The 23935-nt window shown below is 70.9% G+C and carries 18 protein-coding genes; 5 read left to right on the top strand and 13 right to left on the bottom strand.

From position 1 onward, the window contains the following. Positions 1–240: 240 nt before the first annotated feature. Both TRAD_RS07805 and TRAD_RS07800 read right to left on the bottom strand, forming a co-directional pair. A complete protein-coding gene (locus tag TRAD_RS07805; protein WP_013178063.1) occupies positions 241–1296 on the bottom strand; it encodes a D-alanine--D-alanine ligase family protein in 1056 nt (351 codons plus the stop codon). 73 nt (positions 1297–1369) lie between these two features. Continuing rightward, positions 1370–2182, bottom strand: coding sequence for an enoyl-CoA hydratase/isomerase family protein (locus TRAD_RS07800; RefSeq protein WP_013178062.1), 813 nt, complete (start codon positions 2180–2182; stop codon positions 1370–1372). 256 nt (positions 2183–2438) lie between these two features. Between TRAD_RS07800 and TRAD_RS07795 the strand changes: the two genes are divergently transcribed. From TRAD_RS07795 to TRAD_RS07780, 4 genes are all read left to right on the top strand, one after another. Next, the gene (locus TRAD_RS07795) at positions 2439–3347 is read left to right on the top strand and encodes an ABC transporter substrate-binding protein (RefSeq protein WP_013178061.1); all 909 of its coding nucleotides are present in this window, start codon (positions 2439–2441) and stop codon (positions 3345–3347) included. A gap of 208 nt (positions 3348–3555) precedes the next feature. After that, a complete protein-coding gene (locus TRAD_RS07790; RefSeq protein ID WP_013178060.1) occupies positions 3556–4953 on the top strand; it encodes an ABC transporter permease in 1398 nt (465 codons plus the stop codon). Between the two features lie 41 nt (positions 4954–4994). Beyond that, entirely contained in the window at positions 4995–6152 is a 1158-nt protein-coding gene (locus TRAD_RS07785) for an ABC transporter ATP-binding protein (RefSeq protein ID WP_013178059.1), read from the top strand. Then, positions 6149–6940, top strand: a complete 792-nt coding sequence (locus TRAD_RS07780) for an ABC transporter permease (RefSeq protein WP_013178058.1) — start codon at positions 6149–6151, stop codon at positions 6938–6940. The genes TRAD_RS07785 and TRAD_RS07780 overlap by 4 nt, the downstream gene beginning before the upstream one ends. Before the next feature lie 83 nt (positions 6941–7023). Here the strand turns inward: TRAD_RS07780 and TRAD_RS07775 are convergent, their stop codons facing one another. The 6 genes from TRAD_RS07775 to TRAD_RS07750 form a co-directional block, all read right to left on the bottom strand. After that, on the bottom strand, positions 7024–8283 hold the full coding sequence (locus TRAD_RS07775; RefSeq protein WP_013178057.1) for a (Fe-S)-binding protein: 1260 nt from the start codon (positions 8281–8283) through the stop codon (positions 7024–7026). Beyond that, positions 8273–9442: an FAD-binding protein gene (locus tag TRAD_RS07770; RefSeq protein WP_013178056.1), complete on the bottom strand. Its 1170-nt coding sequence runs from the start codon at positions 9440–9442 to the stop codon at positions 8273–8275. The genes TRAD_RS07775 and TRAD_RS07770 overlap by 11 nt, the downstream gene beginning before the upstream one ends. Next, on the bottom strand, positions 9439–10848 hold the full coding sequence (locus TRAD_RS07765; RefSeq protein WP_013178055.1) for an FAD-binding oxidoreductase: 1410 nt from the start codon (positions 10846–10848) through the stop codon (positions 9439–9441). Before TRAD_RS07765 ends, TRAD_RS07770 begins: the two co-directional genes overlap by 4 nt. Positions 10849–11007: 159 nt before the next feature. Continuing rightward, positions 11008–13269, bottom strand: coding sequence for an MMPL family transporter (locus TRAD_RS07760; protein WP_013178054.1), 2262 nt, complete (start codon positions 13267–13269; stop codon positions 11008–11010). A 126-nt stretch (positions 13270–13395) separates the two neighbouring features. Next, positions 13396–14187, bottom strand: a complete 792-nt coding sequence (locus TRAD_RS07755) for an ABC transporter ATP-binding protein (RefSeq protein WP_013178053.1) — start codon at positions 14185–14187, stop codon at positions 13396–13398. A gap of 65 nt (positions 14188–14252) precedes the next feature. Further along, entirely contained in the window at positions 14253–16847 is a 2595-nt protein-coding gene (locus tag TRAD_RS07750; protein WP_013178052.1) for an ABC transporter permease, read from the bottom strand. A 75-nt stretch (positions 16848–16922) separates the two neighbouring features. On the opposite strand from TRAD_RS07750, the gene TRAD_RS15230 reads away from it, so the two are divergent. Continuing rightward, positions 16923–17885: a glycosyltransferase family 2 protein gene (locus TRAD_RS15230; protein ID WP_013178051.1), complete on the top strand. Its 963-nt coding sequence runs from the start codon at positions 16923–16925 to the stop codon at positions 17883–17885. Between the two features lie 9 nt (positions 17886–17894). Here the strand turns inward: TRAD_RS15230 and TRAD_RS15225 are convergent, their stop codons facing one another. The 5 genes from TRAD_RS15225 to TRAD_RS07720 all read right to left on the bottom strand — a co-directional run bounded on the left by TRAD_RS15225 (position 17895) and on the right by TRAD_RS07720 (position 23932). Further along, a complete protein-coding gene (locus TRAD_RS15225) occupies positions 17895–19406 on the bottom strand; it encodes a PAS domain S-box protein (RefSeq protein ID WP_013178050.1) in 1512 nt (503 codons plus the stop codon). A gap of 70 nt (positions 19407–19476) precedes the next feature. Next, positions 19477–20544 carry a lysylphosphatidylglycerol synthase transmembrane domain-containing protein gene (locus tag TRAD_RS07735; RefSeq protein ID WP_013178049.1) on the bottom strand — a complete coding sequence of 356 codons (1068 nt, stop codon included), beginning with the start codon at positions 20542–20544 and terminating at the stop codon, positions 19477–19479. A gap of 57 nt (positions 20545–20601) precedes the next feature. Continuing rightward, positions 20602–21711: a UDP-galactopyranose mutase gene (gene glf, locus TRAD_RS07730; RefSeq protein ID WP_013178048.1), complete on the bottom strand. Its 1110-nt coding sequence runs from the start codon at positions 21709–21711 to the stop codon at positions 20602–20604. A gap of 68 nt (positions 21712–21779) precedes the next feature. Beyond that, a complete protein-coding gene (locus tag TRAD_RS07725) occupies positions 21780–22931 on the bottom strand; it encodes a glycosyltransferase (protein WP_013178047.1) in 1152 nt (383 codons plus the stop codon). Then, positions 22928–23932, bottom strand: a complete 1005-nt coding sequence (locus TRAD_RS07720) for an NAD-dependent epimerase/dehydratase family protein (RefSeq protein ID WP_013178046.1) — start codon at positions 23930–23932, stop codon at positions 22928–22930. Before TRAD_RS07720 ends, TRAD_RS07725 begins: the two co-directional genes overlap by 4 nt. Positions 23933–23935 lie beyond the last annotated feature (3 nt).

Genomic DNA, 23935 nt, shown 5'->3' with positions numbered 1-23935 from the left:
GGTCGCGTAGACGTTGGCGATGGCGCTCGTAGCGGACGTGTCTCGTGGGGCGCTCGCGAGCGCGTCGTCCTCGCCGAAGGGGTCGAGCGGGTCGAAGCGGCCGGGGGGAGCGCTCGAGGTAAACCGGGCGTGTTTGGCGGTCGTTCTCCTCTACGAAAGGGGGCCGGGGGGTGTCAAAGGCGTCTAGGGAGAGTATAGCGCACTTTTGTCACGCGTTCGTCACCGCCACGTCGACGCGCCCTAGCGCGCTTCGAGCGCCAGCGCGATGAGCTGCGTGATGAGCGCGTCGTAGGGCACCCCGCTCGCCTCCCACAGTTTGGGGAACATGCTCGTGCGGGTAAAGCCGGGCATGGTGTTGATCTCGTTGAGGTAGAGCTCGCCGCCGGCGAGGAAGAAGTCGACGCGGGCGAGGCCGGCGGCGTCGACCGCCCGAAACGCTTCAAGCGCGAGCGCTTGGCAGCGCGCGGCGAGCTCGGGCGGGATGGGGGCGGGGATCAGGGGCTCCGCCTCGCCCTCCGTGTACTTGGTGCTGTAGTCGTAAAAGAGGCTCTCGTAGCGGATCTCGCCGACGACGCTCGCCCGGGGGGCGTCGTTGCCCAAGACGCCGACCTCGAGCTCGCGCGCGCGGGCGAGGCCCCGTTCGACGAGCACGCGGCGGTCGTAACGGGCGGCGGTCTCGAGCGCCTCGCGCAGCCCCTCGGGGTCGTCCGCGCGGCTAATGCCGACCGACGACCCGAGGTTAGCGGGTTTGACAAACACGGGCAGGCCGAAATCCATAAGGGACGCCAGGACCCCTTCGGGGTCGCGCCGCCACGCGCTCCTGGTCATGAGCCGGTAGGGCACCTGCGGCAGCCCGTGCGCGGCGAAAACCGCCTTCATCATCCCCTTGTCCATCCCCACAGCGCTCCCCAAAACGTCCGAACCGACGAAGGGGAGCCCCAGGAGCTTGAGCAGCCCCTGCACGCTGCCGTCTTCGCCGAAAGGGCCGTGCAGCAGCGGGAAGACGACGTCGAACGCGCCCGGCTCGAGGGCGCTCAGCTCGAGCGCGCCGGTCGCCGTGAGCGCGTCCGGTGGGGTGTCCGGTACCGGTGTGCAGAGAACGCGCCGCGAGGCCGCCTCCGGCAGAAGCCGCCCGTCGCGGCCGATCACCAGGGGCGTCACGGCGAACGCTGACCCCGCCGCCGCCAACACGGAGCGCGCCGAGGCGAGCGACACCTCGTGTTCGTCGGAGCGGCCGCCGCAGAGGAGCAGCACCCTGGGGCGGCCGCTCCGACTAGGTGTGTGTAACTTACACATAGAAGACCTCATGCGTCAGCCTACGCGGTGCGGTGGCGAACTTCAAGGGCTTAGGGCTGCGCCGTGCGGGAGCCTAGCCTCGGGTCGCGCCTTGGGGACGCCCCCAGCGCGGGGCGCGCTTCTCCAAAAACGCCGCGACCCCCTCTTTGAGGTCGTCGGTGGTCCGCGCGAGGGCGTTGAGCTCGCCCGCGTAGCGCAACCCTTCGGCGAGCCCTAGACTCGGCACCCCGGCGAGCAGCAGCTTGGTCATCGCCAGCGACGACGGGGCGTTGGCGGCGAGCGCCGCGGCGCGCTCGAGCGCCCGCGGCAGCACCGCCTCGGCGGCGCACACCTCGTTGACGAGCCCCATGCGTTCGGCCTCCTCGGCGCCGACGAGGCGCGCCGAGAGCAGAAGGTCTTTGGCGCGCTTTTCGCCGACCTGACGCACCAGAAAAACCCCGACGAGGGCCGCGACGAAGCCGATACGCGCCTCTGTGTAGCCGATGCGGGCGCCTGCACCCATCACCGCGAGGTCGCAGGCGTTGACCAGCCCCGCGCCGCCCGCGACCGCGGGGCCGTTGAGCGCCGCGACGACCGGTTTGGGGTGGGTGTAGAGGCGCTCCAAAAGCCGGGCGAAGCGCGCCGAATCGCGGCGGTTTTCCTCCGTGCTCCGGCGGCTTAAGTCCTTGAGCGCGCCCAGGTCGAGCCCGGAGCAGAAGGCGTCGCCGGCGCCCGTCAGCACGAGCGCCCGCACGTGAGCGGCCGCTTCGGCCGCCTCGAGGGCCGCTAGGAGCGCCTCTTGCAGCGCGGGCGAGAGCGCGTTGCGGCGCTCCGGGCGGTTGAGCGTCAGGACGCGCACGCACGCGCCCTCGGGCAGCGGGTGGTCGTGGGTGAGCAGTTCGGCCATGCCTCACTCTAAGGCTTCGGGGGGCGTGGGCGCTGTCCTGGGACGGTTGTACGCTCCCCCCGTCTGTACCCCTTGTACCACCCCTTGTAGCGCCGTTCGTGGGTTGACCGACACTGCGCGCGGGGCGGATGTGCTTTACTCGGGGTTGTTCTACGCACGCTGCCGCTTACCGGGGACGTGCCCCCACCGGGGCCCTCACGTCGGGTTCGGTAGGGCGACGGTCGCGGCAAGCTGCCGTAGGCTCAAGGAGGCCACCATGAAAAGGCTTGTGCTCTCGCTTCTTCTCGCGCTTCTAAGCTTTGGCGCAGCTCAAGGGGAGCCCGTCACCATCGGCTCGAAGGTCGACACCGAAGGGTCGGTGCTGGCCCAGATCATGCGGCTCATGCTCGAGAGTAATGGCATCGAGGTCGTCGACCGCTCGGGGTTCGGCACCACCTCGGTCGTGCGTGAGGCGCTCCTCGCCGGTGAGATCGACATGTACCCCGAGTACACCGGTACCGCGCTGACCTTTTTCCCCGACGCCGGGCTCGACGAGGACCTCGCGACGCGCCCCGACGAGCTCTACGAGACGCTTAGGGAGCTCGACGCGGAAAACGGCGTGACCTACCTCGGCCGCTCGCCCGCCAACAACACCTGGGCGATCGCCGTGCCGCAGGCGCTCGCCGACGAGCACGGTCTAGAGAGCATGGCTGACCTCGCCGACTACATCAACGAGGGTGGCGCCTTCCGGCTCGCCGCCAGCCAGGAGTTCGTCGACCGCCCCGACGCGCTCCCCGCGTTCGAGGCGACCTACGGCTTTAACGTCTCAGGCGACCAGCTCGTCATCCTCGCGGGCGGCAACACCACCCAGACGGTGACCGCGGCGGCTAACGGCACCGACGGCGTGAACGCGGCGATGGCCTACGGCACGGACGGCATCATCGGCGCGCTCGGGATGGTCACGCTCTCTGACCCCGAGAACGCGGTCGCCATCTACCAACCCTTCCCGGCGGTGCGCACGGAGGTCGTCGAGGCCTACCCGCAGCTTCCCGAGATCCTCGACCCGGTCTTCGCCGCTCTAGACGAAGCCACGCTCCAGGAGCTCAACGGGCGCGTCGCGGTCGACGGCGAAAACCCCGCCGACGTGGCGCAGGACTTTCTCACGGGCGCGGGCTTCCTCGAGTAGCGGCGGCCAAGGGCACACTTGGATGCGCAGCGGGGGCAGCGGCCCGCGCTGCGCGTTTCTCTTGGCAGGTCCGGTCGGCCACGCGCTTCCGTAGGTCGCCCCGCACCTTCCAAGAGGCCGCTGAGCTCCTGGTCGCTACGTTTCGGGGCGCCGCTAGGTTTCGCCCCGCACGCCCACCCCGTAGACCCCGCCGGAACCGGAGGCCGCCGTGACCGTGTCCAAAGTCAACCCCGTCGCCCTGCTCGCCGCCGCGCTGGGGGTGTTCGCGCTCACCGTACCGAGCTGGCTGCTCCTCAAACCCAACCGCCTAGTCGCCGGCGACGCCTACGGCGCTTTCGCGCTGGAGACCCCCTGGGCACCCGTGCTGCTCGCCAGTTGGGGGCTGCTCGCGCTCGCGGGCCTCGTGCGCTTTCGGGGGCGCGCGTGGGCGCTCGCCCTGCTCGCCTCCGCGGCGCTTTTCGCGGCGCTCTTGCTGACGAGCGCGGGGACGGCGGCGCTCCTGGCCGAGGCGCCCGACCCGGAGCGCGCCCGCGTCTCCCTCCAGGGGGGGGTGTGGGTCACCCTGCTCGCCTACGTGGTCGGCGCCTTTAGCGCACTGGAGGAGCTCCCCGCAGGGAGCCGCTGGCGCCCCCTCGTCTTCGTCCCGGGCTTGGGCGGTGCGCTCGGCATCCTCCTCGCGGGGCTGCTTAACGAGGTCGCTTTGGCGCGCGAGCTGACGAGCCAAGGGGGTGACTTTCGCGCGGAGGTCCTGCGGCACCTCGCCCTGTCCGGGACGAGCGTGCTCCTCGCTGCGCTGATCGGGATCCCGGCGGCCATCTGGGCGGCGCGCTCGCCTCTGGCTGCGCGCGTGGTGCTGCCGACGGCCGCGTTTTTGCAGACGCTCCCCTCGCTGGCGCTCTTCGGCCTCATGCTGCTCCCGCTCGCGCGCCTCGGGAGCGCCTTGACGATCGGGGAGGCGCTCCTCTGGGGTGGGGGTGGCCTCCTCGCGAGTGGCGCGCTGCTGTGGCTCGCGCAGCGCGCGCAGCGAGGCGTTTTGGTGCTCCTCGCGCTCCTCGTCGCCGCCCCCCCCGCTGCGCTGCTGACGGTGATGGTGGCGGTCGTCCTCAACGACCTCTTCGTCGCGGCCCTGAGCCTCAACCTCGGCGGCTTCAGCCTGCCGGGGTCGTTGTCGGCGCCGCTTTCCAACCTCGGCGTGCGCGGCATCGGCACCGCGCCCGCGCTGATCGCCCTGACGCTCTACGCCTTTTTGCCGATCGTCCGCAACACCTATACGGGCCTTAAAGAGGTGCCGCGCGCGGCCGTCGAGGCGGGGCGGGGGATGGGGATGAGTGGTGGCCAGATCCTGCGCCGCGTCGAGCTCCCCCTCGCGCTCCCGCTGATCATTGAGGGGGTGCGCGCCTCGGCGGTGTTGACGGTCGGTATCACCACGGTGGCCTTTCTGATCGGGGCGGGGGGGCTCGGCACCTTTATCGAACGCGGCATCGCGCAGCAGGTCCCCGACTTGATCCTTTTGGGGGCGCTGCCGATTATTCTCTTGGCGCTCGCCGCCGACGCGCTGCTTCGGGGGGTTGGGGTGCTCCTCACCTCGCGCGGGGTGCGGCCGTGAGGCGCCCCGACGCCTCGCCCCGACACCTTAAGGAGGGCCGGATGGCCGACGCGATGATCCGCCTCGAGCGGGTGAGCAAACGCTACGGGGAGACCGTGGCCGTGCAGGAGACCACCCTCGAGATCCCCGAGGGCGAGCTCGTGGTGCTTATCGGCCCCTCGGGGTGCGGCAAGACGACCACCCTGAAGATGATCAACCGGCTTATCGAACCCTCGAGCGGCCGCATCTATATCGGCGGGCGCGACGTCACGCAGGTCAACCCCCAGGAGCTGCGGCGCGGCATCGGTTACGTGATCCAGAGCATCGGGCTGTTTCCGCACATGAGCGTGCGCGAGAACATCCAGGTGGTGCCGCGGCTGCTGGGTTGGCCGAAGGCGAGGAGCGCGGCGCGCGCCGACGAGCTTTTGGAGCTCGTGGGGCTCCCCCCCGAGCGCTACGCGGCGGCCTACCCCAGAGAGCTCTCCGGGGGGCAAGCGCAGCGCGTCGGGGTGGCGCGCGCGCTCGCGGTCGACCCGCCCGTGCTGCTCATGGACGAGCCCTTCGGAGCGGTCGACCCGCTGACGCGCGAGCGGCTGCAAGACGAGTTTTTAAAGCTGCAGGCACAGCTGCAAAAGACCATCGTGATGGTGACGCACGACATCGACGAGGCGATCAAGCTCGGCGACCGCGTGTGCGTGATGAACGTCGGCGTGGTCGAGCAGTTCGGCACCCCCGAGGAGGTGCTGTCGGCGCCCAAAAGCCGCTTCGTGCGGCAGTTCGTGGGGGCCGACCGGGCGCTCAAACGGCTCTCGCGGGTGCGCGCGCACGAACTCATGCGCGCGGTGCCGACGCTCGACCTGGGCGCCTCGCGCGAGGCGGCGCGCGAGGCCCTGGCGCGGCACCGGACGGTGTATGTGACGCGCGAGGGCCGCTTGGCGGGGTGGCTCGACCGGCGGGCGTTTGCGGGCGACGCCGACGTCGAGAGCGCCTACACCGAGGTGAGCGCCGAGAGCTACAGCGTCCGCGAGGGCGACGACGTGCGCGGGGCGCTCGCCAAGATGCTCGGGCAGGGGGTCGCCGAACTGCCCGTGGTCGACGGCGCGGGGAGGCCCATCGGGCTGCTCAACTTGCCGAGCATCCTGGCGGTGACGGGGGAGATGGTCGACGAACCCGAGGCGAGCGTCTCGGAGGCCGCCCCGAGCGCCCGGGAGGTGGCGTGAGCGCCGCGACGACGGGCGCGCGCACGGCGGGCGCGCGGCGCCCGAAGGCGCGCGCCTGGCGCGGGGTCGCCTTCGCGGCGCTCGCGTTTGTCGGGCTGCTCGCCCTTTTCGCCCAGCAGGTGTGGTGGCAGCGGGCGCTGCGGGCGCTCTTCCCGGGGCAGCGGTCGGTGATGTTCGAGCGCGCGAGTCTGCTCGAGCTGAGCCTGCAGCACCTCGAGATCGTGGGGCTCTCGCTCGCGCTCATCCTCCTTATCAGCCTGCCGCTCGCGGTGTGGCTCACCCGCCCGCAGGGGCGCGCCTTTTTGCCGCTCGCCTCGTCGCTGTTGTCGGTCGGGCAGACCTTTCCGCCCATTGCGGTGCTCGCCCTCGCGCTCCCCGCCTTCGGCTTCGGCCTCCGCCCAACGCTGATCGCGCTGGTGGCCTACGGGCTCCTGCCGGTGACGCGCAACGCCATCGCCGGCTTCGAGGCGGTGCCGGCGACCCTCAAGGAGGCCGCCTCGGGGATGGGGATGAACGCCTGGGAGCGGCTCTGGCGGCTCGAGCTGCCCCTCGCGACGCGCGTCATCTTGGCGGGGGTGCGGACCAGCACGGTCTACACAGTCGGCACGGCGACGGTCGCGCCGATCATCGGTGCGGGGGGGCTCGGGGTGCCGATCATCGCGGGGCTCACAACCGGCAACCTCGCCTACGTCCTGCAGGGGGCGGTGCCGGTCGCGCTCCTGGCGCTCTTGGCGGACTACGCCCTGGGCCGGCTCGAGGTCGCCCTGACGCCGACGGGGATCGCGTGACGGCGCGTGGCTCGTGGTTTGTGGCGTGTGGTTTGTGGCTCGTGGGGTGACCACGGGCTACAAGCCACAAACCACACCCCCCACTACGCGCCGCGGTAGGCGAGGTCTAAAAGCTGCACCGTGTGCAGCACCGGCACCGCCGCCCCCTGCGCCCGCAGGTGGCTCTGGAGCTGCGTGATGCAGCCGATGTTGCCGCTTACGACGAGCTGCGCGCCCGCGTCGAGGATGTGCTCGGCTTTGCGCGCGCCGAGCTGCCGGGCGATCTCGGGGTGCTCCAAGTTATAAGTCCCCGCCGAACCGCAGCAGAGCTCGCTCTCGGGCAGCTCGAGCAGCGTCAGCCCGCCCAGCTGCGCGAGCAGCGCGCGCGGCGGCGCCGTCACCCGCTGCGCGTGCGCGAGGTGACAGGCGTCGTGGTAAGCCGCGCGCAGCGGTTCGGGGAGCGGCGGAGGGCTCTGCAGGCCGAGCCGGTGCAAAAAGACGCTCACGTCCTCCACGCGCTCCGCAAACGCCCGCGCCGCCCCCTCCTCCGGTTCGCCCCTGAGCCAGAGCGGGTACTCGTGCATCCCCGAGCCGCACCCTGCCGCCGTCGTGATGATCGCGTCGACGTCATCGGGGAACGCCCGCAGGTTGTTCCGCGCGAACCGCTGCGCCTGCGCCTTGACGCCCGTGTGGGCGGCCAGCGCGCCGCAGCACGACTGCCCCTCGGGGACGAGCACCTCGACGCCGTTACGGGTGAGCACGCGCAGCGCCGCCCAACCGATCTCGGGCGAGAGCACCCCCTGCGCGCAGCCCGCCAGGAGGGCGACCCGCGCCCGCCGCCGCCCCTGCGCGGGGGCGAACGCGGGCAGCGGGGGGGCCGCTTCTAGGCGCTCGGGCAAGAGCTCGAGCATCCTCGCGAGGCGCTCCGGCAAAAGCCTCTGTAGGGGCCGCGCCGCGCGCCCCGCCGTGGCGGCGGCGCGGAAGCGCTCGGGGTAGGGGAGCGTCTCCAACACGAGGCGCCTAAGCGCCCGCTCGCCGACCGGACGGGCGCGCTGCGTTTCGGTCTCGAGCCGAAACGGGGTGATCAGCTCGCCGTACTTAACCCCCGAGGGGCACGCCGTGACGCACGCCAAACACCCCAGACAGGTGTCTAAGTAGGGGGTCGCCTCGGCCAAGGGGAGGGTGCCCTCGAGGGTCTCTTTCATCAGCAGGATGCGCCCGCGCGGGGAGTGCATCTCCTCGCCGGTGACGACGTAGCTCGGGCAGGTCGGCAGGCAGAAGCCGCAGTGGACGCACGCCTCGACGGCCGCCGCCATCGGTTCGGCCAAGGGGCCGAGTTCGTGGGTGGGTATCTTATGCTGCATGGCTCTCCCTGGGTGCCGTGAGGCGGAAGCGGCCTTGGGGGTCGAAGACCGAGCGGACGCGCTCGAACAGGGCGCCGCCCGGGTGGTGGCCTAAAAGCGGTGTGGGCCAGCGCCCCGTCAGGGCGAGGCCGGGGAGCTTGAGGCGCTGCAGCGCCCCCGCTAGCGCCGCGGGGGGCGCAGACGCCGGCCACCCCACGTAGAGGACGTTGCCGCCGACGCCGTAGCGCCGCCTCAAGGGGGCGCCTACGGCCTCCTCGAGCCCCACGAGGGCCCCCTCGAGCCCCGCGAGCTCGGCCGGGCTGAGGGCGACCTTGACGAGCGCGTGCTCCGCCGGCACCCAGGCGAACGCCCGCGCCTCCTCCCAGAAGGCCGCCTCGGCCTCGTCCGTGAGCACCTCGCTCTGACGGGGCTGCACGTCGCCCGTGCGCGTAAACGCCTGCAGCCTCGCTACGCGCGCGGGGAGCGCCTCGGCGCGCCCCCCCAGGCGGACCCACAAGCGCGCCCCGCCGCTCGGCGCGGGTTCGAGCTCGAGGGCGTGCGGTTCGAAGCTCGAACGCGCGAGGCGCTCCATCAGGGCGACGCCCTCGTCTAGATGCGCCGTCTCCAGCGCCAGGGTGGCGTAGCGTTCGGGTTGCGGGAAGACCTTGAAGGTCGCCGCCACGAGCACCCCGAACTGCCCGAGCGAGCCGACCATGAGTTTGGGGAGGTCGAAACCGGCGGCGTTTTTGACCACCTTGCCGCCCCCCGTGAGGAGCTCGCCGCTGCCGCTTACAAAGGTCACGCCGAGGATAAAGTCGCGCACGCCGCCGTAGCGGAAGCGGCCAGGGCCGGAGAGCCCGGCCGCGACGGTGCCGCCCACCGTGGCGCCGGCCGCCGCGAAGGGCGGGTCGAAGGGGAGGTACTGGCCCCGCTCGGCGAGCTGCGCGGCGATCTCGCGCAGCGGCGTGCCCGCGAGCGCGCTCAGGGTGTACTCCTGCGGGTCGTACTCGAGCACCCCCGAGAGCGACCCTGTTGAGAGCGTGCCGTCACCCGAGAGCGCCCCCTTGGTGCCGCCGCCGACGACGCGCACGGTGGGGCGCCCCAGCACGGCCTCCCGCAGCGCCTGCGCGTGCTCGCGCAGGTGCGCGCTCACCACCTCGTGCTGGGTGGGCTGGGTCATGCGCGCGCGGGCGGCTCGCCGATAGGCGCCGGTCCGGGGCCGCCGGGGAGCATCTTGCCGGGGTTGGCTACGCCGCGCGGGTCGATTGCGCGGCGTAGGCGCAGCATAGCGTCCATGTCGGCCTCGGCGTACTGCTCGCCCAAGTAGGCGCGCTTTTCGAGCCCCACGCCGTGCTCGCCGGTGATCGACCCCCCCATCTGGATACAGAGCCGCAGGATCTCGCCCGCGAGGGCCTCGGCGCGCGCCGCTTCGCCCGCCTGCGCGTCGAAGAGGATCAGCGGGTGCAGGTTGCCGTCGCCCGCGTGAAAGACGTTGGCGACGCGGAGCCCGTAGCGGCGGCTCAGCGCGTGAATGGCGGCGAGCGCCTCGCCGAGGCGGGTTCTGGGTACCACGCCGTCTTGCACCAGGTACTCGGGGCTGAGCCGGCCGACCGCCGAAAAGGCGCTTTTGCGCCCCTTCCAGAAGAGCGCGCGCTCGCGCTCGTCTCTAGCGACCTCGGTGCGGTACGCGCCGGAGGCTTTAAGGAGCGCTAGTAGGCGCGGCGTCTCGGCGGCGACCTCCTCGGCGGGGCCCTCCAACTCGACGATGAGCAACCCCTGCGCGTCGGCGGGGTAGCCCGCGTGCACCGCCGCCTCGGCGGCGTCCATGGCGAGCCGGTCCATGATCTCCATCGCCCCCGGCAAGAGCCCCGCGGCGACGATCTGGGCGACCGCCTCCCCGGCCGCCTCGAGGCTCTTGTAGGCCGCCAGAAAGGTCGCGTAGCGCTCGACTTTGGGCAGTAGGCGCAGCGTGACCTCTAGAGCGATCCCGAAAAGCCCCTCGGAGCCGACGAAAAAGCCCGCGAGGTCGGCCCCGGCGGGCTCGAGCGACGCCCCGCCCAAGTGCACCACCTCGCCGTCTGGCAGCACCACCTTGAGCCCCAGGACGTGATTGGCGGTCATCCCGTACTTGAGGCAGTGCGCCCCGCCCGAGTTAAACGCCACGTTGCCGCCGATCGTGCAGACCGGCCCCGAGGAGGGGTCGGGGGCGTAGTGCAGGCCGTAGGGGGCGGCGGCCCGGCTCACCTGCGCGTTGATGACCCCCGGTTCCACCACGCAGGTGCGCGCGCGCGGGTCGAGGGCGAGGATGCGGTTGAGTTTGTTGAGCGCGATCACCACCCCCCCCGCTACGGGCACCGCCCCGCCCGAGAGCGACGTGCCGGAGCCGCGCGCGACGAAGGGCACGCCGCTCTCGAAGCAGAGCCGCACCGCCTGAACGACGTCCGCTTGGGTTTCGGCGAACACCACCGCGAGCGGCCGCTCGTGAAAGGCGGTGAGCCCGTCTGTCTGAAAGGTGTCCAAAGCGGCGCTGTCGGCGCGCACCTTGCCCGGCAAACGCCCCTGCAGCGCCTCTACAAACGGGGTCATCCCGTCACCTCCCCCTGTGGTGGGCTCCTCGGCCCACCTCGAGCGTAGCTGCTAAGGTCTTTCTGCAGACCCGGTGTACTAGACCCTTAGTGTACCCCGCTACGCGTCGAAGGGGCCGCCGCGCGTCGACAGGTAGCCGCCCGCGCGTGGCTCGGCGGGTCAGTCGTGCCCCAAGTCGGGCCGCCGCCGCGCGAGGTGCGCAAAGCCCCTGGGCAGCCACCAGTTCCACCGGCCCGCGAGGAGCATGACCGTGGGCACCACCACGAGGCGCACGAGCGTGGCGTCAAACAAGACCGCCGCGGTGAGCCCCAGCGAGAGCGTTTTAATGAGCACGACGTTGGAGAACAAAAACGCCGCGAAAACGACCCCCATGATGAGGGCGGCGCTGGTGATCACCCCGCCGGTCGCGCTCACGGCGTGGACGATGGCGTCGCGGTCATTTAGCCCGCGTTCGTGGTTTTCGACCATCCGCGAGACCAAAAAGACCTCGTAGTCGATGCTGAGGCCGAAGACGATGGCGAAGATAAAGATGGGTACGCTCGTCTCGACGAAGCCGAAGCCCCCGCCGAGGCCGATCAAAGGGGCGCCCCACCCGAACTGAAAGACCGCGGTGATCACCCCGAAGGCCGCGCTGACGGTCAGCGTGTTTGTCAAGATGCTTTTCAAGGGGATGACGATCGACCGGAAGGCGAGCCCCAGCAGGACGAAAGTCGCTAGGTAGACGAGCGCCACCGCCCACGGGAACGAGCGGTAGAGGACGCTGGCCCACTCGCGTTCGATGACAAAGCCCCCGCCGATGGTCGCGTCGAGGTCGCTCTGGCGCACGAGATCCCGCAGGCGCGTCTCGAGCGTCTGCGCCTGCAGGGGCGTGATCCCGCTCTCGGGAAAGACGCGCAGCAGGGCGTAGCGGCCGTTTAAGCTCACGGTCGCCCTGACGAGGTCGGCGAGCGGGCTCGCTAGGGCGGTCTCCTGGGTGGCGTAGTAACCCGACAGCAGCAGCGGCGGGAACCCGCCCGTCTCCGTGGGGGCGAGCACCTGCGACACCAGCGGGAGGCCGTTCGCGCGGCGCGAGAACTCGGAGGTCGCGCGCACCGACGACGGATGGAAAAAGCCCCGCTCACCGAAGTCGATGAGCACGTCGAACGACTGCAGCAGGCTGTCGAGCCCGAGGTCTTCAAGCACCATCTGGGCGCGCCGCGTGTCGGTCTCCTGGGTGAGCCCGCGAACCCCCGCGAACGAGACCTGCATCCGCAGCGCGGGGAGCGCCAGGGTGACGAGCACGGCGACGCCGACGAGCGTCCACAGCAGCGGGCGCCTGGTGACGGCCTCCGCGCGGCGCCGCCAGAAGTGGCGGCTGCGGCTCCCGGGGACCAGGCGGGTGAGCCGCAGGGCGTTCACCCGCGGGCCGAGCAGCGTGAGCGCGGCGGGGAGCGCGGTGAGGGAGGCGAGCACGCTAAAGAGCATGACCACCATGCTGGCGACGCCGATCGACTGCACGAACTGCAGCGGGGGGACGAGCAGCGCGGCGAGCGCCACGAGCACCGTCAGACCGCTGAAGGTGAGCGCCTTGCCGGCGGTTTCGACCGCGCGCCGCGTCGCCCGCACGGGGTCGCCCACGAGCTCGAGCTCCTCGCGAAAGCGGTTGACCATAAAGAGCGCGTAATCGATGCCCGTGGACAACCCCAGCATCGTCACGACGATCTGGGCAAAGGTCGCGAAGGTGAAAACCTGCCCCATGACGAAAAGCGCGGCGAGCGAGAGCGTAATGGAGATGACCGCGACGATCAAGGGCAAGCTGGCGGCGACGAGCGCGCCGAAGGCGACGGCCAAGACGAGGAGGCTTAGGGGCAACCCGAAGCGTTCGGCGCGCGCGGTGTCTTGCGCGCTGATGGCGTTGATCTCCTGCTCGACGGCGACGCTGCCGGTGACAAACAGCTCGAGCCCCTCGATTTCAAAGGCCGGCAGCGTCTCGCGCACCCAGCTGGTGATGGTCTCGACGCGGGCTTTGTTCTGCGCGTTGAGGGTGATGAGCGCGGCGCTCGAGGCGTTCTCCTCGCCCAGCTCGGGCAGGGGCAGCGGCCCCTGGGTGGCGCTGTCTAGGATGTTGGCGACAAAGGGCTGCGCGGCGATCTCCGCAAGGGCCGCCGCGAAGCGCTCGCGGAAAAGCTCGCGCTGCTCGGGGGGGGCCTCCGGGTCGGCGTCGGCGACGATCAAGAGCTGGTGGTTGTTGTTGCCCGCGAACTCGCGCAGCAACGTGCGCCGGATCTCCTGGGCTTCGGACCCGGGGGCGATCCCCGCGTCGGTGGTGAGCACCTCCCCGACGCGCCCGGCGAGCGGCAAACAGAGGGCGATGAGTAGCGCCCAGAAGAGGAGCACGCGGCGCGGGTAGCGGCTGACAAAGGCGCCGATGGCCCTAAACACGGCTGCAACGCTCCAAGGGGCGCGAGACGGGGAGAAGGGGGGCGTTCACGTCGGGGTCCTCCGGAAGCTGAGCGGCTCTGCGCGCGCGCGCGGGTCCGCCCGGGGCGTGCGTTCTAGAGAAGCCCATCATACGCCGACAAAGCGCTCAATGGCCGCGCGCGCCCCCCCGTCAGCCGTGCGCGTCTCCCCGACGATGCGCCCGTCGCGCAAAAAGATGATGCGGTCGGCGTGCAGCGCCGCTTTGGCGTCGTGGGTGACCATGACGACCGTCCACCCCTGCTCGCGCACGCCGCGCTGCAAGAGCGCGAGCACCTCCTCGCCGGTCGCCGAGTCGAGGTTGCCGGTCGGCTCATCCGCGAGGATCACCACCGGGTCGTTGATCAAGGCCCGCGCCAGGGCCACGCGCTGCTGCTGGCCGCCTGAAAGCTGCGCGGGTCGGTGCGAGAGCCGCTCATGGATGCCGAGGGCGCGCGCGAGGGGCCCCAGGGCCTTTTCGGCCTCGCGGCCCCGACCGGCGACCTCGGCCGGGAGGAGGATATTTTCGCGCGCGCTCAGGTTGGGGATCAGCTCAAAGCCCTGAAAGACGAACCCCAGGCGTTCGCGCCGCAGCTTCGTCAGCGCGTCGTCCGAAAGCCCCGCCGTGCGCTGCCCGCTCAGCTCGATCTCGCCGGCGTCAGCTTCGTCGAGGAGCCCCAAAAGGTGCAGCAGGGTGCTCTTGCCGCTCCCCGAAGGGCCCATCACGGCGACGAATTCGCCGGGGTAGACGCTCAGCTCGAGGTCGACGAGCGCTTCAATGGTCTCGTCGCCGAGGCGGTAGCGTTTGCAGAGGCCGTAGGCGCGTAGGGCAGGGGTGCGGTCTTCGGGGGTGCTCGGGCGCGCCTCCCGTCGCGGTCGGGCGGGGGTCAGGGATCTACTCACAGGTCAACTCCAGAGGGCGAAGTAGCTTAGGGGCTACGCAGCGTACAGAGGGCGCGGCAGAGGAGCTAGGCGCCGCCCATGGCAGCTACGGGGGAGAGGCGCGCGGCGCGGCGCGCGGGGGCGAGCGAGGCGAAGAGCCCGACGAAAGGCGACGCGAGGAGCGCCACGGCCATGAGCCGCCAGGGGTAGACCGGTTCGATGCGAAATCCCGTCAGGGCGCCCGCACCGGCGGTGATCACCGACGACAGGAGCACACCCGCGAGGACGCCCAAAACGGTTCCCAAGGTGACGATCACGATCCCCTCGGCGGTGACGAGGCGGCCGACGCCACGGCGGCTCAGCCCGAGGGTGCGTAACACGGCGATCTCGTGCTGACGGGTCGCGAGGTTCATCCCCAGGGTGTTGGCCACCCCCAAAGCGGCGATAAAGATGGCGAGCGCCAGGAGGCCGTTGGTGGTGGAAAAGGTTTGTTGGGTGAGCGTGAGGATGCGCTGGCGGTAGTTCTGGTTCAACGTCACGTCGAGGTAGAGCTCGGGAAAAGCGGCCACGAGCGCCTCGCGCGCCGCTTCGGGGTCGGTGCCGGGGACGAGCGTCATGACGAAGAGGTCGGGGGTGCCGCCGCCGAAGAGCTCGGCGTCGGCGAGGCTGGCGACGAACGCCTCGCCGCCCCCCGTAAAGTCCACGACCACCCCGCCGACGCGAAAGTCGCGGAGCCCCTCGTTGGTGCGCAAGGTGACCTCGTCGCCCTGAGACACCCCAAAGCGGTCGAGCATGGTGTTCGCGGCGAGGACCTGGCCGCCGGCTTTAAGGGTGGCGTAGGCGCTCGCCGCGTCCCCCTGACCGGGGATGAACTGAAAGCGGCCGAAGCCGCTCTCGGGGTTGAAGCGCTCGGGGTCGACCAAAACGAGCGCCACCGAGCGGCCCGCAGCGCCGCGCGCGCGCCCCCTGCTTTCGCCCGCCGCCTCGGGCTCCGCTTCGGGCATAAAGCGCACCACCCGCAGCCCGACGCCGCTCACCTCGTCGATCTGCGGGACGCGCGCGCGCACCGCCTCGGGAAAGTCCTGCGGGAAGTTGACGGGGGCGGTGACGAAAAGGTCGCCGACGACCGTGGTGTCGACCCACGAACGAATAGCCGTGTTGATCCCCGCGACCATCGCGCCGACGCCGATAGTCAGCCCCATCCCCACGACCACCGCGCCGACCGCCACCCCGTTACGCGCCGCGTTGCGCAGCGCAAAGCTCGAGCCGAGCGCGCCGGAGACGCCGAAGAGGCGCCGCAGCAAAGGGGTCATGAGCGCGAGCGTGGGCCGCAGCAGCGCCGGCGCGGTGAGGCTCACGCCCGCAAAAAGGAGCCCCATGGCGAGCGCCGCGCCGAGGACGGCGAGCCGCCCTTCCCAGGGGGCGAGGGAGGCGCCGACGCCGGCGGCGAGCAGCCCCCACCCCCAGAGGGGGGCGCGCAGGGAGGGGAGCTCGCTCGACTGCCGCACCGCCGCGAGCGGGTGGGTGTTCGAGGCCGTGCGGGCGGGCAGGAGCCCCGCCAGTAGCGACACGCCCACGCCGACGAGGCTGGCGACGACGACGCTCGTCACGGGCACGACGAGGGTGCGGAACTCGAAGCCCAGGGTGAGCGCGTTGAGGTAGGTGATGGCCGCCGACAGGGCGACGCCGATAGTCAGCCCCACGAGGATACCCAGAAAGCTCACCAGGAGCGCCTCGGCGAGCGCGAGGCGCTGCACCTGCGCGCGCGTCAAACAGACGGTGCGCAAGAGGGCAAACTCGCGCTGCCGCTCGACGACGCTCGCCGAAAAGGTGTTGTAGGCCATAAAGCCGCCTAAGGCGATAAGCGTCGCGGCGAGGATCTGCAACCCCGACTGCAGGGTGTCGACCACCCCCGTCGCGAGGTTGCCGCTGCCGGCGGGGAGCGTGACGGCGTAGGCCTCGCCGAGGCGCGCGCGCAGCGCCTCTTGCACCTGCGTGCTGGCGCCGGGTTCGGTGATGACCTCGATAAACGACGCCCGCCCAGGTAGGCGCAGCGCCTCTTGCAGGTCGGCCAGCGCGGCGATGCCGACGCGCCCGCCGTTGGTCGTCGGGTAGCCGAGCGAGTCGTCTAAAAGGCCCGTGACGGTAAAGGTCAGCTCGCCGACTTGCGAGGCGAAGGTGATGGGGTCACCCACGGCAATGTTGCGGCTGCGCGCGAACCCCTCGGCGAGCGCGACGCCCATCGAACCCGCCTCCGGCAGCCGCCCCTCGGCGAGCTCGGCGGGGAGGTCTTCGGGGGCGTCGGTGCGGCGGCCCGAGAGCTGAAACCCCGAGTCCACCCCCGGCAGCACCGAGTCCGCTTGCACCTGGATGTCGCGCACCGGTTCGGCGCGGACGTTGAGCACCGGGTACGCCCGCGACACCCCGGGGGTCGCCTGGACGCTCGGCAGCACCTCGGCCACGGGGAAGACGGCGCGCCCCTCGGCGCCCGGCGTGACGAGCAAGCTGGCGCGTCCGGCGGCCGCTTGCAGCGCGCCGCGGACGTTGGCCTCGACGTTGTCGCCGATCGACAGGGTGGCGAGCACCGCCGCGATGCCGAGCGCCACCCCGAGGGTGGTGGCGAGCGTGCGGCTGCGGTAGCGAAAGAGGTTGCGCAGGGCGAGCCGAAAGAGCGGGTGCATATCCAGCTAGTCTATCAAAGCCTCCATGGGTGCTAGGTGATGGGGCGCGCCGCGCTATGCTAGCGTACCGGAGATATGGGCCGCCCCCTCGTTAGCGTGTGCATCCTCTCCTACAACCGCCGCGACGACCTCGCTTTTACGTTGAGGCAGCTGCAGCGCGACCCCTACGGGACGCTCGAGCTGCTGGTCGCCGACAACGCCTCAGAAGATGGCACGCAGGCGATGCTGGCGCGCGACTTTCCCGAGGTGAAGCTTTTCGCGCACCCGCACAACCTCGGTATCGAGGCGCTCAACGCCCCCTTCCGGGCGGCCGCCGGCGAGATCATCTTGGTGCTCGACGACGACGCCTGGCCCGAGCCGGGGGCGATCGGGGCGGCGGTCGCGCGCTTTGCCGAGCGGCCCGAGGTGGGGCTGATTGCCGCCGACATCATCGAACCCGGCAGCGCGCGGCGCTGGGACATGGCCTACTTGCCGCGCCGCGCCGGCACCCGCCCGCGCCCTTGGCACTGCTTCGTCGGGTGCGGCTTTTTCATCCGCGCGGCGCTCCTGCGCGCTATCGGCGGCTACCCCGAGGGTTTTTTCCTCTACGCCAACGAGGCGCCGGTCGCCGCCGAGGTGTTTTTGCACGGCTTCGACATCGAGTTTTTGCCCCAGGCGCGCGTGTTTCACAAGATGCCCTCGAGGCAGCAGGGGTTTTCGCTGCCCCACGTGTTCTATGGGCTGCGCAACGACCTGCAGACTGCCTGGCGCTACTACCACGGTTGGCGCTACTACGACATCGTCTTGGGGCGCTTCGTGACGGGGTTTATCCTCCTCGCGTCGCTCGGGCGGGGCGCGCGGGGCGCCTTTTCCCGCGCTCTACGCGACCTGCGCAGCTACCAGCGCCGCACGGAGCGCCGCCCGCTCCCAAAGCGCGCCATGCGGCGCGGGGTCGCCGCGTTTCACGGCACGACGCTGAGCACCCTTATCAGCTACCGCACGCTCCGGCGGGTGCTCTGGTACGTGGGCTTTTATAAAGACGGGCGGGTGGTGTCGTAACGCGCGGCGCTAGAGCCCCGTCATCCCCCGCTCCCTGGCCCACACCACCGCTTCGGCGCGCGAATGCACGCCGATCTTGTCGTACAACACCGAGATGTAGTTGCGCACCGTCTGCCGCGCGAGCCCGAGTTCGGCGGCGATGGCCTCGTTGCTCTTGCCCTGCGCGAGCTGCGCCAAAACCTGCCGCTCGCGCTCGGTGAGCGCCACGCTCGGCGCGGCTTTGGGGCGACCCGCGCGGATCTGCGCAAGGCGCTCCATCACCTGGGTTGAAAACCAAGCCGTGTCCGACATCACCTCCTGCAGCGCCCGAAAAAGCGCCTCCTCACCCCTTTTGCGTTCGGTGATGTCGTAAAAGAGTTTGAGCAGCCCCCGCTCGTCGCCCGCGTCACCCCCTAAGGTGATCGTCTCGGCCGAGAGCAGCACGTCGCGCAGGCCGTTGGCTTTGGTCTCGACCTGCAGCTCGAGGTTGCGAAACCCGCTCCCCGCACCGAGCGCCGCGTGCACCTTGCTTTGGTCTTCACGCGACGACCACATGCCGAGCTCGTGCGCCGTACGGCCGAGGACCTCGTCGGCGGTGTACCCCGTGAGCTCGGTAAACATCCCGTTGACCTCCAAAAAGGTCTCGTGGCGCGCGTCCCGCGCCAGGGTGGTGATGCACGCCGCGACGGGACCCAGGTGAAACGCCTGAGCGAAGCGGGCCTGGCTGCGCCGGAGCGCCTCGGTGCGTTCCGTCACCTGCTGCTCGAGGGTCTCGTTAAGCGCCCTGAGCTCCCCCAGCAGCCGCTCCCGCTCCGCCTCACTCCGCTTGCTCTCGGTGATGTCGAAGTTGACGCCCGCCCCGCGCACCGGCCGCCCCGCCTCGTCGAAGAAAAAGCGCCCGCGCGCCGCCATCCAGCGCACCTCGCCCCCCGGCGTCTGGATGCGCACCTCGAACTCGAGCCGCCCCGTCTGACGCGCTTCGGCGAAAGCCGCGTCGAAGATCGGCCGGTCGGCCGCGACGACGTGGCGTTTGGCGACCTCTTCGCCCCACGTCTCCTGCAGCGTCTCGTAACCGAAGATCTGATCGTGACGCAGCGAGCGCCGCGGCGCCACGTCGCGCGTCAGGTCGAGGTGCCACACCCCCATCTGCGCCGCCTCGAGGGCGATACTTAGCCCCTCTTGCGCCTCGCGCCGCGCGGCCTCGGCGCGGACGTGCTCGGTGACGTCGGTGACGACGGCGAACGTGACCTCTTCGCCCCCTTCGGTGAGGGCCGTGTCGTGCCGCTCGAGCCACACCACCGAGCCGTCTTGGCGCACGCAGCGCCCGACGGTGGGCGCGGCGCTGTAGCCGAGCCCACCGTCGTCGCGGCGGACGAGGTCGCCGTAAACGCACCCCTGCAGCTCCCGCTCGCTCCGCCCCACCAGCTCGCAAAAGGTCGCGTTCGCCCACACGAACCGGTCGGTGTCGGGCTCGAGCTGAACGACCCCGACCCCCCGCAGCGTAAAGAGCAGCCTCTCGCCCCCTAGCGTCCCTAGTTTCATAGCACCCCCCAGAGCAGTTTAGGGCTCTGCCATTGTACGCCGTGAGCGCCCAGGGGGTGCTGACGGGGGGCTAGTCGTCGCTCGCGGTGGGCTGCGGGGTGAGAGGGGCGGAGGAGGGTTTGAGGAGCGCCGCGCCGCCTAAAAGCGGGCCGAGGATAAAGACGAGGTAAAACGACAGCGCGCGCCAGACGAGGAGCGCGGGGGCGACGAGCGCCGCTTCGCTCCGCGCGGCGATCAAACCGAGCAGGGCAAACTCTAAAAAACCGCTCCCGCCGGGGGTCGGCACCAGAAACGAGGCCACGGATACGACCAGAAAGAGCGCGAGCGTCGCCGCGGGGTCGACGTGCAGCGCGAGGCTCGAGGCGACCACCAAAAAGATGGCGAAGACGCTCCCGTGCATCCCGGCGCTAAGGAGCTGCAGCGCGACCAGAAACCGCAGCCGGTTCCACGACAGCTCGCGCGAGAGCAGCATCACGGCGGCGCCGAAGCCCTCGAGAAAGCGCCGCATCCGCCCCCGGTAGCGGCGCAAGGGGCGCAGGTAGAAGAGCTTTTCGAGGAGCGCCAGGGTGCTGCCCAAGCGAAACGCCAGAGCGTACCAGAGGCCCAAGAGGAGCGGGCTAAAGAGCAACCCCCACCAGAGCAGCCCCGGGGGCAGATAGGGGCTTCTCGTGAGCGCAACGAGGGCGAGCGGCAGCGCCCAGACGAAAAGCAGCACGTCGACCACCCCCGTATAAAAGGCGACCGACCAAGCGTGCGGTTTGGTGACGCCGTCGCGGATCAGCATGAGCGCGATCGCGGGCGCGTTACCGCTCCCCGAGGGGGTCACCGCCGCGCTAAAGAGGCCTAGGATGTGGGCCCGCACGGCGCTCCGCAAACGCATCCGGTAGCCGAGCACGCGGGCGAGGAGCGCGACGCGCAGCCCGCCGCAGAGGTAGGAGAGGCCGAGCAGCGCCAGGGAGGTGGCCAGCGCCCCCGGCGACAGCGTGCCGAGCGCGCGCAGGTCGCCGGGTTCGCCGAACCAAAAGAGCGCCGCAGCGAGCCCCAAAAGCCCGAAGAGGGCCGAGGCGAGGGCCGCTCGCCACACGTAGCCGCCAGGGGCGCTCCGGCGGAGGGGGGCACCTTTGATGGGCCTCTTCACGGGACGCCTCTCCATGGGGCGGCGCGGCGCGCTAGCGGGGTTACGCGGGGCGCCACGTCAAACGTCCGGCAGCGTGTCGGCGAGCTTAAGGGCCTGTGCGACCACCTGATCCATATTGTAGTAGCGGTAGCTCGCCAGCCGCCCCGCGAAGGTGACGTCCTTACGCTCCCTCGCGAGCTGCCGATACGCCTCGTAAAGGGCCTGGTTGTCGGGGCAGGGGATGGGGTAGTAGGGGTCGCCTTCGGCTTGCGGCTCCTCGAAGATGACCACCGACTTGTGGTGCTTCTGCCCGGTGAGCTGCCGCATCTCGGTCGCGCGCGTGTAGGGCGTGTCGTTGGGGGTGTTGATGGTCGCTACCGGCTGCACGAGGCCCTGCTCCGGCGTGTCGAGGACCTCTTGGTGAAAGCGCAGCGAGCGGTAGGGGAGGCGGCCGAGCGAAAAGCCGAAAAAGCTGTCGATGGGCCCCGTGTAGACGAGGTGCTTGTACGGGATCAACCCCTTGACCTCGCAAAAGTCGGTCTGCAGCATCACCTTGATGTTGGGGTGCGCGAGCAGACGTTCAAAAAGCCGCGTGTAGCCCTCTTTGGGGACGCCCTGGTAGGTGTCGGTGAAGTAGCGGTCGTCGCGGTTCAAGCGTACGGGGACGCGCGCGGTCACCGAGGCGTCGAGCTCGCTCGGCTCCCGCCCCCACTGCTTGCGGGTGTAGCCGCGAAAAAACTTCTCGAAGAGCTCACGGCCCACCTTGGTGACCACCGCGTCTTCGGCGGTGGCGACGACCTCGCGCGCTTCGGCGCGCTCGGCGAAAAACTGCTCGAGCTCGAGGCTGCTGAGGCTTAGCCCGTAGAGCTCGTTAATGGTGTCTAGGTTGATGGGAAAGGGGAGCAGGCGGCCGTCGACGAGCGTGCGCACGCGGTGCTGATAGGGGCGCCAGGCGGTAAAACGCGACAGGTACGCGAAAACGCGCTCCGAGTTGGTGTGAAAGATGTGGGGGCCGTAGCGGTGAACGAGGACGCCGTGCTCGTCGTAGGCGTCAAAAGCGTTGCCGCCGAGGTGCGCGCGGCGGTCGATGATGAGCACGCGGCGGTTGCGCACCGACGCGAGGCGCTCGGCGAGCACGCTACCGGCAAAACCCGCCCCTACGATGAGGTAGTCGAAGCCTGGGGCCATAGCGCATGAGTATAGCCCATCTCACGCCACCCTTGAGGGTGCGGCGCGCCCCACAGGGGCCTTGACCTTTACGCCAGCCCCCGCTCCCGCACCGGTCGCGTGGGGAAGCCCTGGGTTGCCGCCGCCGCGAGGTAGTGGGCGAGGTGACGCGTCATCGCGTCAAAACCCAAGCGGCGGCTCTCGGTAAAGACGCGCTCGCGCACCGCGGGTTGGGCGTAGCGCGCGAGCGAGCGCCCGAGCGCCTCGGGCGTCGGGACGAAGTCGCCAAAACCTCTAGCCTTGACGAAGCGCACGAGCTTCTGCTCGTTAAGCCCCGCGTAGGCGGTGAGGAGCAGCGGGCGGCCGACCGCGAGCGCCTCCATGACCGACGCGGGACCGGCTTTGCCGACCACCACGTCGGCGGCCGCGACGAGTTCGGCCATGGTGTCGACGAAGCCGAAGACGTGAACGCCCCCGCGGGCCTCGAGGCGCTCCCGCAGCGCCGCGTTGCGGCCCGTGACGACCACCACTTGTGGCGCCGTGGGGTGGGTTGCGAGCGTCTCGACGACCCGCTGCGCCTCCCGGCCGACCCCCTCCCCGCCCAGCGAGACGAGGCAGGTGAGGCGGTCGCCAAGGCCTAGCGCCCGCCGCGCTTGGGCCTGCGCCGGCGGGTGCAGGAAAGCGTCCTGAACGGGGTAGCCGATGAGGTCGATGCGGGCTTCGGGGACGCCGAAGCGCACGAGGTCCGCGAGCGCCCCCGAGGAGGGCACCACGAAGCGCTCGGCCTCCCTTTCGGCCCAGAGCGCCGAGGCGTCGAGCGGTTCGGTGGCGAAGGTGAGCACCCGCGCGCGGAGCCCGTAGCGCCGCTGCGCCCGCGTCAGCGCGACGGCGAGCCAGCCGTGGTTGGCGACGACCAGCGCGGGGCGGAGCGCGCCGAGGTGCGCGGCGGCGGCCTTCGCGACGGCGTCGAGCGTGCGGCGGTGGAGCCGGTTGGTCAGCGTCGGCAGCCGGTCCATAAGGCGTTGCCCCCAACGCGCGCTCCAGGGGTGCGCGAGCATCCAGCGCCAGAGGGCTTTGTGGCGCTCGTCCTCGGCGTGAAAGCCGAGGTCGCTCATGTAGTCCGAGACGATTGGGGTAAAGCGCCCCGGATAGTGCCGCTCGACGGCCTGCGCGAGCGCCCGCGCGGTGGCGACGTGCCCGCCGCCGGCGGCGAGGGTGGCGAAAAAGAGGTGAGGTTTCACCGCTGCTCGCGCCTCCTAAGCGCCCCCATCTCGGCGAGGGTGCGTTCCAGCGCCTCCGGCCAGCGCCAGCGGGGGTGGTAGCCGAGCTCGCGCTCGGCGTGCGCGAGCGAAAAGTGCACGTCGCGGCGCACCACGTAGGCGAGGTAGCGGCTTAGGGGGGGCGGCGTGCGCGGGGCGAGGCGCGCCCACACCCTTTCGACCCCGCTGCTGAGCGCCATTGCCGCATCACCCGGGAGGTGCAGCCGGGGCCGCGGGGCGCCGGCGAGGTGCGCGAGCGTCCCGAACCAGTCGCGCCACGAGGTCATCCCCGCGTCGCCGATGACGTAGACGCGGCCCGCGGCGGCCCCCACGGTTCCCGCGAGCAGCAGGCCGCGCGCGAGGTCGCCGACGTAGGCGGTGTTAAAGACCGCCCGGCCCCCCCCGACGAGCGGCACGCCGCCCCAGCGCAGCGCCGCGACCTGCCGCGCCAAGTTGGGGTCGCGCGCGCCGAAAGGGAGCAGGCCGGGGCGCACGGCGACGGGCTCGAGCCCCCCTGCGCGCATCACCAGCGCCTCGGCGAGCGCCTTGGAGCGGGCGTAGGCGTTGACGTCGCCGTCTAGGGGCAGCGCGCGTGGGTCGGCGTGCCGAAAACCCGTGTAGCGGTGCACGGCGACGCTCGAGACGAGCACGAAACGCCGCACGCGGGCGCGCTCGGCCTCGCGCAGCAGGTTCTCGGTGCCCCGCACGTTGACCCGTTCGAAGGGCCCCCACGGCCCCCACTCTGCGACCCGCGCGGCGGCGTGAAAGACGACCTCGACGTCGCGGCAGCTGCCGGTGAGGGTGTGGGGCTCGGTGACGTCGGCGCGCACGAGCTCGAGCCGCGGGTTTTCCAGCACGCTTCTCAGGTTGTCCGGTCGCCCCCACGGGCTCACCAGGGCCCGCACCGCGCACCCTTCTTCGAGCAGCAGCCGGGTGAGGTGGCTGCCGATAAAGCCGTGCGCGCCCGTGACGAGAACTTTCACGGC

Source organism: Truepera radiovictrix DSM 17093, from assembly GCF_000092425.1.
In the GTDB taxonomy this organism is placed as follows: domain Bacteria; phylum Deinococcota; class Deinococci; order Deinococcales; family Trueperaceae; genus Truepera; species Truepera radiovictrix.
The sequence above is the reverse complement of the archived record's forward strand: the minus strand, read 5'-3'. Positions and strand labels throughout refer to the sequence as shown.